The organism is Streptomyces sp. NPDC057900 (genome assembly GCF_042887885.1).
Taxonomy (GTDB): Bacteria; Actinomycetota; Actinomycetes; order Streptomycetales; family Streptomycetaceae; genus Streptomyces.
In genome coordinates this window covers 249127-264868 of sequence record NZ_JBHVOI010000009.1, presented here as the reverse complement: position 1 = coordinate 264868, position 15742 = coordinate 249127, and the positions used below count along the sequence as shown (strand labels likewise).

The following is a 15742-nucleotide window of genomic DNA, read 5'->3' as shown; positions in this document are numbered from 1 at the left end:
TTCAAGGGGATCATGGCGGCGAAGAAGAAGCCGGTGGAGTCTTTGGATCTGGATGATCTGGGGATCGAGGCGGACGAGGTGGGTCTGGGTGGTTCGTGGACGGCGGTGGATTCCGCGGCGGCGCGTCCGGCCCGTACGGCGGGCACGATCGTGAAGGACGAGGGCGAGGGCGGCAAGGCGCTGGCGGAGTTCCTGGCCGGCCAGAAGTTCATCTGAGCCGTCGCGCTGTTCATCCCCGTTTCGTCGTTCGTCTCAATCGCAGGAGATTGAAGAGTCATGACTGAAGTTCTTGTCTATGTCGACCATGTGGACGGTGCCGTCCGCAAGCCCACTCTGGAGCTGCTGACGCTCGCCCGTCGTATCGGCGAGCCCGTCGCCGTCGCCCTGGGCAAGGGTGCCGCGGAGACGGCTGCCGTGCTGGGTGAGCACGGTGCGGTCAGGGTGCTGACGGCTGATGCCCCGGAGTTCGCCGAGTACCTGGTCGTGCCGAAGGTGGACGCGTTGCAGGCCGCGTTCGACGCGGTGTCCCCGGTGGCCGTGCTGCTGCCTTCCTCCGCGGAGGCCAAGGAGATCGCGGCCCGTCTCGCGGTCCGGATCGGGTCGGGCATCATCACCGACGCGGTGGATCTGGAGGCCGGTGAGCAGGGTCCGGTGGCCACGCAGGCCGCGTTCGCCGCTTCGTACACCACGAAGTCCCGTGTTTCCAAGGGTGTTCCGGTTGTCACGGTGAAGCCGAACTCGGCTCCGGTGGAGGCGGCTGCTGCCGCTGGTGCTGTGGAGGCTCTGGCGGTGTCGTTCTCGGCGCAGGCCACGGGGACGAAGGTTGTTTCCCGTACGCCGCGTGAGTCGACGGGGCGCCCTGAGCTGACGGAGGCCGCGATCGTGGTCTCGGGTGGCCGGGGTGTCAATGGTGCGGAGAACTTCGCGGTGATCGAGGCGCTCGCGGACTCGCTGGGTGCGGCGGTCGGTGCTTCGCGGGCCGCGGTCGACGCGGGCTGGTACCCGCACACCAACCAGGTCGGCCAGACCGGTAAGTCGGTCTCGCCGCAGCTGTACATCGCGTCGGGTATCTCGGGTGCGATCCAGCACCGGGCGGGGATGCAGACGTCGAAGACGATCGTCGCGATCAACAAGGACGCGGAAGCGCCGATCTTCGACCTCGTCGACTACGGCGTCGTGGGCGACCTCTTCAACGTCGTGCCCCAGCTCACCGACGAGGTCACCGCCCGCAAGGGCTGACCCCCACCGCACCACGCCCCGTTCCCCCGCGACGACGAACAGCGGGGGAACGGGGCGGACGGGTAAAGGGATCAGGTCAGCAGCTCCTCGATGAGGTCTGCGGCCCTCATCGTGCCGCCCTCGGCCCGCGCCTCCTCGCGCAGCCGCGCCGAACGACGCGCGACCGCCGGGTCGTCGACGAGCTCGATGAGGGCGGTCCGCAGCGCCTCCGCCGTGGCCTCCTCCGTGTCGATACGGCGGGCCACGCCGAGCTCCACGAGCCGGTCGGCGTTCATGAACTGATCGACGGCCTGGGGGACGGCGATCATCGGGACGCCGGCGAAGAGCCCCTCGGAGCTGCCGCCCATGCCCGCGTGGGTCACGAAGGCATCGGCCTGCTCCAGGATCGCCGGCTGGGGCACCCAGGAGTGCACTTCGACGTTGGACGGGATGTCACCGAGCTCGCGCCGGTCGGTGTGCCTGCCGACCTGGAGCACCACGTGCCAGCCGGGCAGGTCGCCGTAGGCGGCCAGGCACTGCCGGTAGAACTCGGGCCGGTCGGTGTACGCCGAACCCAGCGACACCAGCAGGACGCGTTCCGCGTCCGCGGGACGGGTCCAGGACTGCTCGCCGTCCCGCAGGCCGGTGCACGAGCCGACGAACGTCACCGTGTCCATGTCGACGTCGTCGCCGTGCGGCTGCATCGCCCGGGGGATCAGAGCGAGGGTGTTCGCGGGGCGGCTGCAGAAGACGTCCATATCGGTGGTGGTGGCACCGCACTCGGCGAGCCACCCGCTGAACCGCGCCCGGTACGCGTCGGCGCCGGGCAGCTTCCAGAGCTGCGCCGCCACCTCCTCCCCGTAGCTCTCCCAGCCGACGATGGTCGGGGACAGCTGCATGAGGGGGCGGTTCTGCGATTCGGCCAGCGCACGCGCGGCATACGCGCCGATGTCGTACAGGTAGAGGTCTGCGGGGTCCTCGTCGTAGAAGGCCCGCAGCTGCGGGAGGGCCTGGACGGCATCTTCGAGGAAGAGGCCCATCGCGGCGATCTGGTCGTCGGGCCAGTTGTTGTCGGCGACCGGCAGTACGGTCCCGCACGGGACCAGCTCGGCGCCGGTGGCCTCGATCCGCTCGGCCACCATCGGGCCGTTGGCGTAGGTCACCCGGTGGCCGCGGGCCACCAGTTCGCGGATGACCTCAAGGCTCGGCAGCACGTGGCTGACGGCGGAGACACCGACCATCGCGATGTGCGCGCGGGAGCGGGGACGGGACATGGTGGATCACTCATTTCGGCTCTACGGCGGAAGGGACACGACAGACCGGCACGTCGGCCACCCCGGCGGATATGCCGGGTCGTGGACGCGCGCAACGGTCGTGCCGGACGCGGGCGGGGCACTGCCCCGTCGGCGTCAGCCGTAGATCTGAACGATGTGCATGCCGCGAACTGTAGCTCGCGTCCCCGGCCCCCCGCACACGGATATCCCCCGTGTCGCCGTCCGCCGCCGCTCGGCGGTGCCACGGCAGAGGGAACGCTCCGGGTGTCACACGGGCGGGGCCGCGGCCTCCAGTTCGTCGACACTGCCCGACATCAGGGTCCGGACATGCTCGGTGATGTGCTCCGCCGGCCAGTCCCACCAGGCCACCGCGAGCAGCCGCTCGATGTCCCGTTCGCTGTAGCGACTGCGCAGGAGACGCGCCGGGTTGCCGCCGACGATCCCGTAGTCGGGCACGTCCTTGGTGACCACCGAGCCGCTGCCGATGATCGCGCCGTGCCCGATGCGCACCCCGGGGAGCACGGTGGCGCTGTGCCCGAACCAGACGTCGTTGCCGACGACGGTGTCCCCCCGGCTCGGCAGTCCGGTCAGCAGGTCGAAGTGGTCCGCCCACGATCCGCCCATGGTCGGGAACGGGAAGGTGGAGGGGCCGTCCATCCGGTGGTTGGCGCCGTTCATGATGAACCGCACCCCGGTGCCGAGCGCGCAGAACCTGCCGATGACCAGCTTCTCCGGGCCGTAGTGGTAGAGCACATTGCGTGTCTCGAACGCGGTGGGGTCGTCCGGGTCGTCGTAGTACGAGTACTCCCCCACCTCGATCAGCGGGGACTTCACCAGTGGCCGCAGCTGCACCACCCGCGGCTGGCCGGGCATCGGGTGGAGCACTGTCGGGTCGGCCGGCACTGACATGCGCGACTCCTTGCGGGAGAGGGACAGGACGGGCCCCATGATCGTGGCCGCCGCCCCGCCGGGACAACGCACTTTCCGGCACCGCGCGTGACGCGCAACGGTTAAGGACGACACCCCGGCGCGCCCGGCGCCGCCGAGACCGCCGGAGCCGAAGCGACCGCCGGGGCCACCGAGGACGCCGAGGTGGTCGACAGCGTCCTCGGCGCCCTGGCCGAGCCGACCCGCGACGGCACTTCGGGACCGGGGAGCCGGGTCAGGGCTGGATCGGCATGCTCCAGCAGTTGGACGTGGCCGGCCGGCCCGCGAGCCGGTCGGTCAGCCAGGAGATCGCGTTGCCCTGGTCGGTGATGAGCGGCACCACGTGGTTGGTGAGGAGCTTGTCGCCCAGGTTGGGCAGGATGATGGCGTCGTACGTGACAGCGGCGCCCTTGCGGCACCAGTCCACGGCCAGTTGCCGGGCCTGTCCGTGGGGGACGATGTCGTCCTGGACGCCGGTCGCCAGGCGCACCGGCCCGGCCGGCTTGAGGTTGCCGATGCGCTGCTTGTCGAGGGCGGCCTGCGCGCGGGGTTCGGCAGCGATGACCTCACCTATGGATGCGCCGCTGTTGGTCCACTTGCTGCTCTTGGCGAAGCCGTAGCCGAGGATCGCGTCGCCCACGCACATGGTCGAGGCGTCCTTCAGCGCCGCCTTGCCCGCGGCGTTGATGTTGGCCGCGACGACGTCCCGGACATCCGGGTCGGCCTGGGCGAAGCCGTTGATCGACCAGGCCAGCGCACCGGCCAGGGCGCTGCCGTCGATGCCCTTCATGACGGCGGTCAGATCCGCGGGCGGCGCCCCCGAGTAGGTGCCGGACAGTTCGACGTCGGGTGCGTAGGAGGGCTGGAGTTCGGCGGCGGAGGCGCTGGCCCCGCCGCCCTGGCTGTATCCGTACAGGCCCGTGCGCGAGCCGGTCGTGATGGACGCACCGGGCACGGCGTGCGCGGCGCGGGCGGCGTCCAGCAGCGCGTGGCCCTCGTCGACCCGGTTGACGTAGGTGTGCAGCCGGTCGGTCGTGCCGAGTCCGACGTAGTCGGTGACGACGACCGCGGTACCGGCGGCGAGCAGACGGTAGATGGCCAGGGCCTCGTAACCGACCGACACCGTCTCGCCGTTCAGGGTCAGCGGGTACTGGAGCGCCATCGAGGGCGCGCACTGGTCGCCCTGGCCCATCGTGCCCGCGGCCACCGCCACCAGCGGCCGGGGGCCGCCGCGCTTCCAGGCGGCGGACGGCTCGATGTAGGCGCCGGTCACCGCGACCGGCTGCCCGTTGGAGTCGGTCGACCTGTACATCAGCCGGGTGGCCGTGCCGGGCATCGGGCGGCCGTCGAGGCCCGGAATGCTCAGCCCCAGAGGGAGCGGCTCATGGCGGATCAACGCACCATTGGCCGACGGAAGTTCCGTGGGCGGGGTGTAGAAGTCGGGGATCGTCACGCCCCGGGACACCACGGGCTCCGTCCCGTCGGCGGCCGTGGCGGGTACGGCGTACGTGATCGCGCAGGCGGCCGCGGTCACGGCGACGGCCAGCGCACGGGTGGAACGCGAACGGGTGCTCTTGCGGCTCACAGCTCACTCCTCGCTCTGCTCCGATATACGGGTGAGCGCAAGCTAGCAGCGGAACTTACCAGGGGTAACCCGTCAGTAAGTTACGCTGCGGTAACCATTCCCGCGCGCGGCGGTGGGGCCGGTGCGCGGATGAACTGGGCTTGTCCGGCGCGCGCGTTGCCTATTCTTGGGGCCAGCCGACCGCCCGACGCCTCACGCACTCTGGAGTTCACGATGTCCGTACCGGGGAACGACGCCACCTCCCTGCACATCGACACCAGCAAGCCGCATCCCGCGCGGATGTACGACTGGTTCCTCGGCGGCAAGGACAACTACCCGGTGGACGAGGCGATGGGGCGCCAGATGCTGGCGCTCGAACCGAGCATCCCGGTGATGGCGAAGGTGAACCGGGCCTTCATGCACCGCGCCACCCGCTGGCTCTCGGGCCAGGGCATCCGGCAGTTCCTCGACATCGGTACGGGCATACCCACCGAGCCGAACCTGCATCAGGTGGCCCAGAGTTCCGAGCCCGCCACCCGGGTCGTCTACTGCGACAACGACCCGATCGTGCTGGCCCACGCCGAAGCCCTGCTGAGCGGCACCCCGCAGGGCGCGATCGACTACGTACAGGCCGACGCGCGCGATGTCGAAGCCATCCTCGAACACGCGGGAAAGACGCTGGACTTCAGCGAGCCGGTCGCGCTCTCGCTGATCTCGCTGCTGCACTTCGTGAGCGACGAGGACGGCGCGTACGAGCTGACCAGCAGGCTCTGCGACGTGCTGGCGCCGGGCAGCCACATGGTGATCTCGCACCTCACCGCCGACTTCCACCCGGAGGAGGCCCGGAAGGTCGACGAGATGTACAAGGCCAACACCCTTACGCTGGCCCCGCGCAACCGTCAGCAGTTCGCCGCCTTCTTCGACGGACTGGAGATCGTCGAGCCCGGCATCGTGGCCGCCGAGGCGTGGCACCCCGAGCTCGGCGAACCGGTCCCCGGCCAGGACGACATCGTCAGCGCGGGATACGTGGCGGTGGGCCGCAAGCCGTAGGGCCCGCGCCTCACCGGGCTCCGTCATCTCCGCCGTCCGGGGGCGACGGAGCCCGGCAACGATCGGCCACAACGCCCGGGAACACCCGGCGGAGGGATCACTCCAGGCGCGCACGGCATCGCTCACGATGAGTCACCGAACCTGGCGCATCAACACCAACCCTTTGCCATAAGCGACTTGCCTTCGGCCGGCCCCACCCGTGTCGGGTGTCGGCCCGCCACACACGTCCGACGGCGCGAAGACTGTCCGAAACGGCCACCATCGCTCATCGGATCTAACCATTCCGCAACGGCGATCGGCAGCCTTGCTCGAACGGCCGTACGTCGGGCGGGATTTGGCACATACGCGTTCCACATATGGATATGACGGCCAGTCATATATGTACGCCATACCAGCAACGGCGTACCGGCCGGGTCACTCTTGAGATTCCGCTTAACCTCTTGAGCCGCTCTGTCCGAGCAGTATCGATCGAGTTCGACCGGTTCAACATCGCTTCCTGCGCGTAACCTTTCACCGATCTACGCATCGGTAGTTGCGTGGCACGGCATAGGATCAGGCCGCACAACCGGGGTCCCGACCGCCCCTCCTGTCCCATCTGCAACTGTGCACACAATGCACTCATGTCCGTACCGACACCCCCCACCCCGTTAACAGGTATCTGTGTGTCACCGATACTCAGCGCCGGTTCTGGTGATGGAGCCGTGCAGTGAAAATCAATCGCCGTCTCGTCCTGCTCGTCAGCGCACCCCTCACGGTCGCGGTCACCTTCTCGGTTCTCGCCCTCGCACCCGCGACCAGCCAGGCCCTCCAGGCCCACCGGCTGACGAAGATGGTCGATGTCGCCGCGGCCGCTGGTGATCTGACCTACCAGCTGCAACGCGAGCGGGCCACCGCCACCGCGCTGGTCTCCAAGCAGGGAACTCCCGACGCCTTCCTCACGAGTTCCAACGCGACCGACAAGAGCATCGCCGCCTTCAACAGCAGAACGTCCCACCTCTCCGAAGTACCCGGCAGCGCGCGGACCGCGCTGACCCGTATCCAGCGGTTCACCGAGGAGCTGCCGACCCTGCGCGCCCAGGTACGCTCGGGCAGCAGCACCATCTCCGCGCTCGCCTTCGGCTACCGGATCGTCATCGCCGACCTCAACGGCTACCGCGACGGCATCGCGCTGGCCGACGGAGTCGACGCCGACATCGCGGACCGCATCCGCGCCGCGGCCGCCCTGTCAGAGGCCACGGAGCACACGGCTCAGCAGCAGGTCACGGTGGCGAGAGCGCAAGCCGCGGGCGGCTTCACCATCGCCTCGCAGCGCACTTTTGACGCCAGCCGGCTGGGCTACACGGAGTCGACCGGTGTCATGTTCGGCCTCGGTCCCGCCGAGTGGCGGACCTGGCTGGAGCGCACCCTCTCCGGCCCGAAGGCCCTGGCGGCCCGGCAGCTGGAGGACAGGATCGGGCGTACGGGCACCGGCGAGAGCATCGACGTCTCCGCGCAGGAGTGGCTGAAGGCCTCCGATGACCGTCAGACGCTGCTGCACGCCGTGGAGAAGAAGATCGACGCCTCCGTCATCGTGACGGTCTCCCAGGAGCGCACCCGCCTCATGTGGACGGCGGGCGCCGAGGTCGCCCTGGTGCTGCTGACCCTCGTGGGCGCTGTCGTCCTCGCCGTCCGCCTGGGGCGCGTCATAATCCGGCGGCTGCGCGATCTGCGCAACGCCGCGCACGAGGTCGCCCACACCGGACTCCCTGCCGTGATGAGCGAGTTGTCGCAGCCGGGCGGGCTGAGCGGCTCCACACCCGAACAGGTCGCGGAACAGTCGGGCAACCCGGTCAAAACCACGGGCGGGGACGAGATCGGCGAGGTGGGCGAGGCGTTCAACGCCGTCCATCACGAGGCCGTCCGCCTGGCCGCACAACAGGCGCGAGTGCACGAGCAGTTCGCCGAGACCCTGGTCCGGGTCGCCCGGAGGGGCGCTCAGCTGACCAGCGTCATGGTGTCCGAGCTCGACGCCGTACAGCGCGACGAGGCCGACCCCGACCGCATGCAGACGCTGTTCGCCCTCGACCACCTCGCCATCCGCATGGAGCGCAACACCAACAACCTCTTGGTACTGGGTGGTTACGGCAACGCCCGGGTGCGTTCCGCCGACATCGGCTGCTCCACGGTCATCGTGGCGGCAGCCCAGCAGATCGAGCGCTTCGACCGCGTGTCCCTCGGCGTCATCGAATCGGGCATCGGCATCGCCGCACGCGCCGTGCACGACGTGGCGCACATCCTGGCGGAACTCCTCGACAACGCCACCCGGTTCTCGCCTCCCGACGCTCAGGTCGGGGTCGCCCTGTGGCGGCTGCGGGACCGGGCCGTCGTGCAGATCGTCGACGAGGGAGTGGGGATCGCGCCCGAACGCCGCGCCGTCCACAACGCCGCGCTGCGCGAGCCGAAGGGGGGCATCGGGGACGTCCGCTCCATGGGTCTGCACGTGGTGGCCCGGCTCTCCGCACGCCACGGCATCGTTGTCGAACTGCGTGACTCCTCCGGCCCCGGCACCATCGCCGAGGTCACCCTGCCGGCCGGCGTACTGACCGAGATCCCGCAGGAGACCTCGCCGGGCGCGCCCGGCGGGGAACATGGCAACGATGTCCGCTACGAGACGCCCCGCCCCGTCACGGCACGCGGACAGTCCGTCCGCAGGCAGCCGGGCCGCGGAGACACCCCGTCCGGCAGCGCCCACGTGGCGGGCCCCGTCACCGGAGGCCGGGAGCACGCCACCACCGCGGCTCCGCACCCCGCGCACGACGAACAGGTCTCACGCGTGGCCGGAGTCAGCTCCTCGGGTCTGCCCCTGAGGCAGCGCAACGCGCCCCAGCAGTGGCCCACCCTGGGCAAGCGGGGCAACACCGATCAGCGGTCCGGCGCCACCGCACCGAGGCCGTCGCCCCGCCGCCGGGACTCCCGGCAGGTCTCCGACGTCCTCGCGGCCTACGCCCAGGGGATCAACCGGAGCACGAACACCCGTGGGCGTTCCGCTACCGACGACAACACCGAACGGACCAAGAAATGACCTCACCCACCGACCTGAGCTGGATCCTGAGCGACTTCGCCGGACGCATTCCGGAGGTCACCCAGGCGATAGCCGTGTCCGTGGACGGACTCGCGCTGGCATACACCGGTGTGGAGCGCGACGACGCCGACCGGCTGGCGGCCATCGCCTCCGGGGTCGTCAACCTGCTGTCCGCGGCCGCCCAGTTGACGAACACAGACCCCGTCGAGCACAGCCTCACCGCGATGGAGGGCGGCTACATGTTCTCGATGGCGGTTTCCAGCGGTGCCTCGCTCCTGGTGACCACCACCAGGGACGCGGACATCGGCGAGGTCAGCTACATGATGTCCGAACTGATCAACCAGGTCGGTGACTCGCTGTCCCCTCAGGTCCGCACCCCCAGCGGCCCGCCCGCCCACTGACCGCCGGCCGTTCCCCCCGGCCCGGCGGCCGTCCCCCTCGGCTGCCGGGTCATCCCGTTCCGCCCATCACTCCCCCGATGAGAGCCCTCATGTTCTTCGACATATCCCGTCCACGCCACCGCAGAATCCGGCCGGTGGGCGCTGCCGCCCTCGCCCTCGGGCTGGCAGCCGTCACCGGGTGCAGCAGCGACAGCGGCACCGGCGACGAGACCGTGAAGGTCGGCCTGGTGGCCTCCCTGTCCGGCACCTACAAGCCGGTGGGTACGGACCTGCGTGCCGGCTTCGAGCTGTACCTGAAGACGCACGGCAACAAGCTCGGCGGCCGCAAGGTCGAGTTGATCGTCGCGGACGAGGGCGACGGTCCCCCCACCGCCGTCCCCGCCACCACCAAGCTGGTCAAGAAGGACAAGGTCGACGTGTTGACGGGCCTCGTCAGCGGTGGCTCGGTCGCCGCGGTGATGCCGCTGGTCAACCAGGCCAAAATCCCCTTCCTCGGGTCGAACGCCCGTCCGCCGGTCAAGGACCTCAAGTACGTCTGGACGACGAGCTTCATGTCCGACGAGCCGGGCAAGGCCATCGCCCCGTACGTCAAGAAGAAGGTGAACGGCCCGGTCTACGCGATCGGCCCGGACTACCAGGGCGGCTACGACGAACTGCGCGGCTTCACCGACGAGTTCAAGCGCATCAAGGGGAAGCTCGCCAACCCGAACGGCAAGACGACCTGGACGCCGTTCCCGAAGACCACGAACTTCATGCCGTACTTCGCCGACATCGCCAAGACGGACGCGAAGGCGGTGTACTCCTTCTACGCCGGCAAGGCCGCGATCGACTTCGCCAAGCAGTACGCGCAGTCCGACGTCGCCGACCTGCCGCTGTACACGGCCTTCGTCACCGAGGGCAGCGTGCTCCAGGCCCAGGGTGACGCGGCGAAGGACATCTACTCGGTCCTGAACTACGCCCCCGACCTCGACAACACGGCCAACCGCAAGTTCGCCGCCGACTGGACGGCCGCGCACGACTCCCAGCCGACGACGTACGCGATGTCGTCGTACGACGCGGCCGCCGTGCTGGACAAGGCGATCGCCGACGCCGCGAAGAAGGGCGACGTGACGCCGGAGACCATCAACACGGCCATCGCGGGCCTGGGCCAGATCGACAGCCCGCGCGGTGCCTGGGAGTTCGGCGAAAAGGCGCACTCCCCGGTGCAGAGCTGGTACCTGCGCCAGGTGCGTCCCGACGGCAACCAGCTCGCCAACGTCATGGTCCAGGACCTGGCGACCCTCGGCGGCTGACATGGAGCTCCTCGATGCCCACCTCGTGCCGGCGGTGGACGGAGTGGCCTACGGGCTGCTGCTGTTCGTGGTCGCCGCCGGCCTGAGTCTCGCGTTCGGTACGGCCGGCGTGCTGAACCTCTCGCACGGCACGCTGTACGCGATCGGCGCCTACACCGGCGCCGAGCTGAGCGACGGAACCTGGGGCGGCCTCGCCCTCGGGCTGGCCGCGGGTACCGCCGCGGCCGCCCTCGCCGGGGCGGGGCTGTCCGCCGCGACGGTTCCGCTCGCCCGGCGTGGGCATCTCGCTCAGGCACTGCTCACCTTCGGGATCGCCCTGGTCGGCGGTGATCTGCTCATCCAGCTCTTCGGGGCGGACGAGCTGCCGGTACGCGTCCCCGGGGCGCTCGACACCTCGGTCCACCTGCTGGGCCACCGCTACCCCGCCTACCGGCTCGGCTTCATCGTGATGGCCGTGCTGCTGGCGGGGTTCGGCACCTGGGTGCTCACCCGCACCCGGGTGGGGGCGGCGGTTCGAGCCTCCGCCGACGATCCGCAGATGCTCGCGGCCACCGGTCACAACCCCCGGGCGGTGCACACCGGCGTCCTCGCGGCGGCGGGGGCGCTGGCCGGTGCCGCGGGGGTACTCGGGGCACCCATCATCGGACCCGGCCCCGGCACGTCCGAGAACGTCCTGATGCTCTCCCTCGTCGTGGTGGTCCTGGGCGGGCTGCGCTCGCTGTGGGCCACGCTCGCTGCGGCGGTCGCCGTGGGCGAGGTCCAGACACTGGGCGTCTCGGTGCTGCCGGAACTGGCGCCGTATCTGTTGTTCGCCGCGATGGCGGCGGTGCTGGTGTTCCGCTCCCGCTTCGCGGAACCGACGGCGGCGCACGGTCCCGAGGAGCCGTCGGCCGACCCGGTGGCCCGGCTCCGCCGCCTCCTCGGGGCGCGGCTGGGGACGCGCCTCGGAGCGCGTACCGGCGAGGCCCGCACGCAGAAGGCCCCCGCACAGTCCTCCGGCAGGTTCGGGGCGTGGGCTCGGGGGGCGGCGTGGCGTCGGGCGGCCCCGCTGCTCGTCCTGCTCCTGGTGCTGATCGCGCTGCCGGGGCTGCTCGACTCGTACAGCATCTCGCTGGCCGGCTCCGCCCTGGCCCTCGGACTCCTCGCGGTCAGCGTCACGATCCTCACCGGCTACGCGGGGCTGCCCACGCTCGGGCAGACCGCGCCGTTCGCCGTCGGCGCGTACGCCACCGCCAATCTGGCGGACGCCGGCTGGACGGTGGGCCCGGTCCAGATCGTCCTGTCGGCGCTCGCGGCCGCCGTGTTCTCCGCGGTGACCGGGCCCGCCGTGATCCGGGCCCGCGGCACCACCGTGCTGATGATCACGCTCGCGGTCGGTGAGCTGGCCAGTGCGGTGATCAACCAGTTCAAGTCCGTCACCGGCGGCGCCGACGGCCTCGTCGGCTTCCCCGCCACCCAGGCGCTGTGGGGCGGCGAGGGGATGACCGACGAGAGCGAGCTCTACACCTACGCGCTCGTCGTCGCCGTCGTAGCCGTCGCCCTGACCCTGCTGGTGCTGCGCTCCCCGGCCGGGAAGCTGTTGACCGGCACTCGGGGCGCGGAGGCGCGGATGCGCGCCTCGGGGCATCCGGTGGGGCGCTATCTGCTGGTGGCACACATCTGCGCCGGAGCGCTGGCCGGGGTCGGCGGCTCGCTGATGGTCAGCGTGCAGCAGTACCTCTCACCCGCCGACGTCGGCTTCGAGATCGCCGCGTTCGCGCTGCTGGCGGCCGTCATCGGCGGCACGACGTCCGTGATCGGCGCCCTGCTGGGCGCCGGGCTCATCGTCTTCACCCGGGACTGGGTCGCCGGCTCCTGGCCCGGACACGGACCGCTGCTGCTCGGGGCGCTGTTCATCGCCGCCGTGTATCTGCTGCCGCGCGGCCTGGCCGGTCTGCGCGGCGCGCCGCGCCCGGCCGCACCCCTGCCCCTGCCCACCGGGAAGGCCGCCCCATGACGCCCGCGCACACCGAGGCACCGGCACCGCCCGTGCTGGTCCTCGATCACCTCACCCGCCGGTACGGCAGCCTCACCGCCGTCGACGACGTCAGCCTGCGGCTCCCCGCGGGCGCCCGGCACGCCGTCATCGGCCCCAACGGCGCCGGCAAGACCACCCTGCTCAACCTGATCGCGGGCACCGACCGGCCCGACCGGGGCACCATCGCGCTGAACGGCACGGACATCAGCCGGACGGCCACCGCGAAGCGCAGCCGGCTCGGTATCGCCCGCAGCTTCCAGCAGCCTTCGGTGATCTCAGAACTGACGGTGCTGGACAACGTCGTCCTGGCGGGCTGGCCGCACCACCCCAAGCGCCGGGGTGCCTGGCGCAGCCCGGCGCGCTACCGGCTGCACGAGGAGTCCGCGGCCCGCCATCTGGAGACGGTCGGGCTCGCGGACCTCGCCCACCGGCCGGCCGGCACGCTCTCCCACGGACGGCGGCGCATGCTGGACCTCGCCGCCGCGCTGGCCGGCGAGCCCCGGCTGCTGCTCCTGGACGAGCCCGCGGCCGGGCTGACCGACGGCGACATCGGCCGGCTGCTCGCCATCCTCGGCGGTCTGCCGGACAGCATGGCGGTCATCCTGGTCGAGCACCATGTCGAGGTCGTCGCCCAACTCGCCACGTCGGTCACCGTGCTGGCCGCCGGGCGGGTCCTGGTGACCGGCCCGACCGGGGAGGCGCTCGCCCACCCCGAGGTCCGCGACGCCTACCACACGAACGGCGCGGCGTCCGGTGCCGAACCCGCCGTCACCGGCCCGTCCCCCACCGACACGAGAGGATGACCCGGCCCACGATGCTCGAAATCACCGGCCTGACCGCGGGCTACCACGGCGGCACCGTCCTCCACGGTCTCGACCTGTCCGTTCCCGCCGGTACGGTCCACGCCGTCGTCGGCCACAACGGCGCGGGCAAGACGACCCTCGTGCACACCGTCGCCGGACTGATGCGCCCCGACACCGGCACCGTACGGCTGGCCGGCCGGGAGGTGACGGGGCGGCCCGCGCACCGGATCGCGCGCGCCGGCATCGGTCTCGTCCCGCAGGGCCGCCGGGTCTTCGCGGGCCTCACCGTCGCCGAACACCTGCGGCTGTCACACCGCCCGCCGCGCCGGGGCGACACCGAGCGCCCCAGTGTGTGGACGCCCGCGCGCGTTCTGGAGCTGCTGCCCAGGCTGGGCGAGCGCCGGGGCAACCGGGGGACGGATCTGTCCGGCGGCGAGCAGCAGATGCTGGCCCTGGCCCGCGCACTGCTCGGCTCCCCCAGCGTGCTGCTGCTCGACGAGCCGACCGAGGGCCTCGCGCCCGCCCTGGTCCGTCAGGTCCACGAGCTGGTGACGACGCTGGCCGACGAGGGCATCGCCGTCCTGCTGGTCTCCCCGAGCCCGGACCGGGCGGCCGAGTGCGCCGACACGATCACGGTGCTGACCTCGGGGCGGGTGGCGCTGCGGCAGGACGGCGCGGAGGCCCGTACCGACGCCACCGCCCTGCACGCCGCGCTCGAACTCGCGCCGACGGGCCGCTGAGCGCACGCGACACGGCGGAGGGCGACCTGAAATGGGTCGCCGCCCCGCCGTGTCGCGTCCTACCTGACCTTCAGGCTGTGGCCGCCGAAGCCGCTGCGCCGGTCGGAGCCGCTGTTCTGGTCCTGCCACCAGGCGTCGAACTCCGCCTGCTCCATGGCGGACCAGTCCGGTGTGTTCTCGACCTGGGCGCTGCCCATGCGGCGGGCGAGCGCGACCATGGCCGCCCCGACCGCACCACGGCCGGAGTCGTACCGCTCCAGAACCTCTTTCCAGCTCTCCCCCGCCGCCCAGGCGGCCTCCAGCGCGGTGGCGTCCTGGAGCGCCTTCACGCTGCCGCCGCCGATGTGCGGCCGGGCCACGCTCGCCGCGTCGCCGACGAGCGCCATCCGCCCCGAGGTGTAGTGCGGGACCTCCAGGTCGTAGATCGGCTGGATGAAAGTGGTCTCGGCGGGGGTGCGCAGGACTCGGGCCGCCCAGTACGAGGGAAAGTTCTCGGCCACAAGTGCGCGCAGATGCTCGGTGAGTTCGGCGTTGAGCCTGCCCGGCGGAAGCGAGGTCGGGGTCCGCAGATCGGGGTGAAGACCGTCGACCTGCGGGGGCGCGGTGTAGAGCACCCAGTTGAGCCGGTGCCCGCCGTCGCCGTCCGGGATGCGGTAGATCATGCAGTGGCCACCGGGGAAGACGATGTTGTGCGCGGACTGGCCGTCCGAAGGGAGCCCCTCGACGTCGGAAGAGGTGCCGCGCCAGCCGATGTACCCGGCGTACGAGGGCGTGATGCCGGGGAACATGGCCTCGCGGACGACCGAGCGGTAGCCGTCGGCGCCGATCACGACGTCGAAGTGCTTCTCGTACCCGTCGGCCAGCCGCAGCGTCACCCCGTCGTCGTCCGGTTCCACGGCGGTGACGACGGCGCCCGAGCGGTACGTGACCCCCTCGGGCACCCGGCGGCGCAACTCGCTCCACAACGAACCCCAGTTGTAAGCGCGGAAGGGGAACGGCTGCTCGCCGATGGCCCGGCCGTGCTCGGCGTCGCCGTGCCGCACGCTCCACACCCGCTGGTTCAGCGGCGCCCAGGGCATCTCGGGCGCCACATAACCGGCGTCCCTCAGCTCGTCGTAGCGGTCGCTGTGCAGCGCGATGCCCACGCCGCGGTCCCGGAGTTCGGCGTCGGCGCGCTCGAAGACGGTGATCTCGGCGGCTCCCCCGCGCGACGCGGCCAGGGCCGCGGCACACCCCGCTATGCTGCCGCCGACCACGGCTATGCTGCCTCCGCGCATGACTGGTTCTCCGCTCACTTGGTTTTCCGGTCGCCGTTCGCGGGCTCCGCCACGTCGGCTCGACCGGTCGAAAATCCACAAGCACTGGGGCTCGTCGTGCCGTTCAGGTAGGTCAGGG

General features: G+C 71.1%; 12 protein-coding genes and 1 pseudogene. 9 read left to right on the top strand and 4 right to left on the bottom strand.

Features of this window, described 5'->3' with window-relative positions; translation table 11 throughout:
* Together ACFVQ0_RS28475 and ACFVQ0_RS28470 are read left to right on the top strand one after the other, a co-directional pair.
* Window positions 1-216: pseudogene (locus ACFVQ0_RS28475) on the top strand (electron transfer flavoprotein subunit beta); the annotation flags it as partial.
* Between the two features lie 60 nt (window positions 217-276).
* Complete coding sequence (locus ACFVQ0_RS28470; RefSeq protein WP_390092045.1) at window positions 277-1239, top strand: electron transfer flavoprotein subunit alpha/FixB family protein; 963 nt, start codon at window positions 277-279, stop codon at window positions 1237-1239.
* Window positions 1240-1310: 71 nt separating this feature from the next.
* Here ACFVQ0_RS28470 and ACFVQ0_RS28465 read toward each other — a convergent pair whose 3' ends face one another.
* The 3 genes from ACFVQ0_RS28465 to ACFVQ0_RS28455 all read right to left on the bottom strand — a co-directional run bounded on the left by ACFVQ0_RS28465 (window position 1311) and on the right by ACFVQ0_RS28455 (window position 5004).
* On the bottom strand, window positions 1311-2492 hold the full coding sequence (locus tag ACFVQ0_RS28465) for a macrolide family glycosyltransferase (protein WP_390092044.1): 1182 nt from the start codon (window positions 2490-2492) through the stop codon (window positions 1311-1313).
* A 267-nt stretch (window positions 2493-2759) separates the two neighbouring features.
* Window positions 2760-3401 (bottom strand): CatB-related O-acetyltransferase, encoded by a 642-nt coding sequence (locus tag ACFVQ0_RS28460; RefSeq protein ID WP_390092043.1) that lies wholly within the window; start codon window positions 3399-3401, stop codon window positions 2760-2762.
* A gap of 253 nt (window positions 3402-3654) precedes the next feature.
* Entirely contained in the window at window positions 3655-5004 is a 1350-nt protein-coding gene (locus ACFVQ0_RS28455; protein ID WP_390092042.1) for a lipase family protein, read from the bottom strand.
* A 213-nt stretch (window positions 5005-5217) separates the two neighbouring features.
* Between ACFVQ0_RS28455 and ACFVQ0_RS28450 the strand changes: the two genes are divergently transcribed.
* The 7 genes from ACFVQ0_RS28450 to ACFVQ0_RS28420 all read left to right on the top strand — a co-directional run bounded on the left by ACFVQ0_RS28450 (window position 5218) and on the right by ACFVQ0_RS28420 (window position 14347).
* A complete protein-coding gene (locus ACFVQ0_RS28450) occupies window positions 5218-6033 on the top strand; it encodes an SAM-dependent methyltransferase (protein ID WP_390092041.1) in 816 nt (271 codons plus the stop codon).
* 706 nt (window positions 6034-6739) lie between these two features.
* On the top strand, window positions 6740-9094 hold the full coding sequence (locus ACFVQ0_RS28445; protein ID WP_390092040.1) for a nitrate- and nitrite sensing domain-containing protein: 2355 nt from the start codon (window positions 6740-6742) through the stop codon (window positions 9092-9094).
* Window positions 9091-9495: a roadblock/LC7 domain-containing protein gene (locus ACFVQ0_RS28440; protein ID WP_390092039.1), complete on the top strand. Its 405-nt coding sequence runs from the start codon at window positions 9091-9093 to the stop codon at window positions 9493-9495. Before ACFVQ0_RS28445 ends, ACFVQ0_RS28440 begins: the two co-directional genes overlap by 4 nt.
* An 89-nt stretch (window positions 9496-9584) precedes the next feature.
* Window positions 9585-10787 (top strand): ABC transporter substrate-binding protein, encoded by a 1203-nt coding sequence (locus tag ACFVQ0_RS28435; protein WP_390092038.1) that lies wholly within the window; start codon window positions 9585-9587, stop codon window positions 10785-10787.
* Window position 10788: 1 nt separating this feature from the next.
* Window positions 10789-12783, top strand: a complete 1995-nt coding sequence (locus tag ACFVQ0_RS28430; RefSeq protein ID WP_390092037.1) for a branched-chain amino acid ABC transporter permease — start codon at window positions 10789-10791, stop codon at window positions 12781-12783.
* Window positions 12780-13607, top strand: coding sequence for an ABC transporter ATP-binding protein (locus tag ACFVQ0_RS28425; protein WP_390092036.1), 828 nt, complete (start codon window positions 12780-12782; stop codon window positions 13605-13607). Before ACFVQ0_RS28430 ends, ACFVQ0_RS28425 begins: the two co-directional genes overlap by 4 nt.
* Before the next feature lie 11 nt (window positions 13608-13618).
* A complete protein-coding gene (locus tag ACFVQ0_RS28420; RefSeq protein WP_390092035.1) occupies window positions 13619-14347 on the top strand; it encodes an ABC transporter ATP-binding protein in 729 nt (242 codons plus the stop codon).
* Window positions 14348-14406: 59 nt separating this feature from the next.
* On the opposite strand, the gene ACFVQ0_RS28415 is transcribed toward ACFVQ0_RS28420, so the two are convergent.
* Window positions 14407-15624, bottom strand: a complete 1218-nt coding sequence (locus ACFVQ0_RS28415; protein WP_390092034.1) for an FAD-dependent monooxygenase — start codon at window positions 15622-15624, stop codon at window positions 14407-14409.
* Window positions 15625-15742 lie beyond the last annotated feature (118 nt).

Bases quoted from the DNA above. Each gene is read 5' to 3' on its own strand.
- ACFVQ0_RS28470 (WP_390092045.1), top strand. From the start codon at position 277: ATGACTGAAGTTCTTGTCTATGTCGACCATGTGGACGGTGCCGTCCGC.
- ACFVQ0_RS28465 (WP_390092044.1), bottom strand. From the start codon at position 2,492: ATGTCCCGTCCCCGCTCCCGCGCGCACATCGCGATGGTCGGTGTCTCC.
- ACFVQ0_RS28460 (WP_390092043.1), bottom strand. From the start codon at position 3,401: ATGTCAGTGCCGGCCGACCCGACAGTGCTCCACCCGATGCCCGGCCAG.
- ACFVQ0_RS28450 (WP_390092041.1), top strand. From the start codon at position 5,218: ATGTCCGTACCGGGGAACGACGCCACCTCCCTGCACATCGACACCAGC.
- ACFVQ0_RS28440 (WP_390092039.1), top strand. From the start codon at position 9,091: ATGACCTCACCCACCGACCTGAGCTGGATCCTGAGCGACTTCGCCGGA.
- ACFVQ0_RS28435 (WP_390092038.1), top strand. From the start codon at position 9,585: ATGTTCTTCGACATATCCCGTCCACGCCACCGCAGAATCCGGCCGGTG.
- ACFVQ0_RS28430 (WP_390092037.1), top strand. From the start codon at position 10,789: ATGGAGCTCCTCGATGCCCACCTCGTGCCGGCGGTGGACGGAGTGGCC.
- ACFVQ0_RS28425 (WP_390092036.1), top strand. From the start codon at position 12,780: ATGACGCCCGCGCACACCGAGGCACCGGCACCGCCCGTGCTGGTCCTC.
- ACFVQ0_RS28420 (WP_390092035.1), top strand. From the start codon at position 13,619: ATGCTCGAAATCACCGGCCTGACCGCGGGCTACCACGGCGGCACCGTC.
- ACFVQ0_RS28415 (WP_390092034.1), bottom strand. From the start codon at position 15,624: ATGCGCGGAGGCAGCATAGCCGTGGTCGGCGGCAGCATAGCGGGGTGT.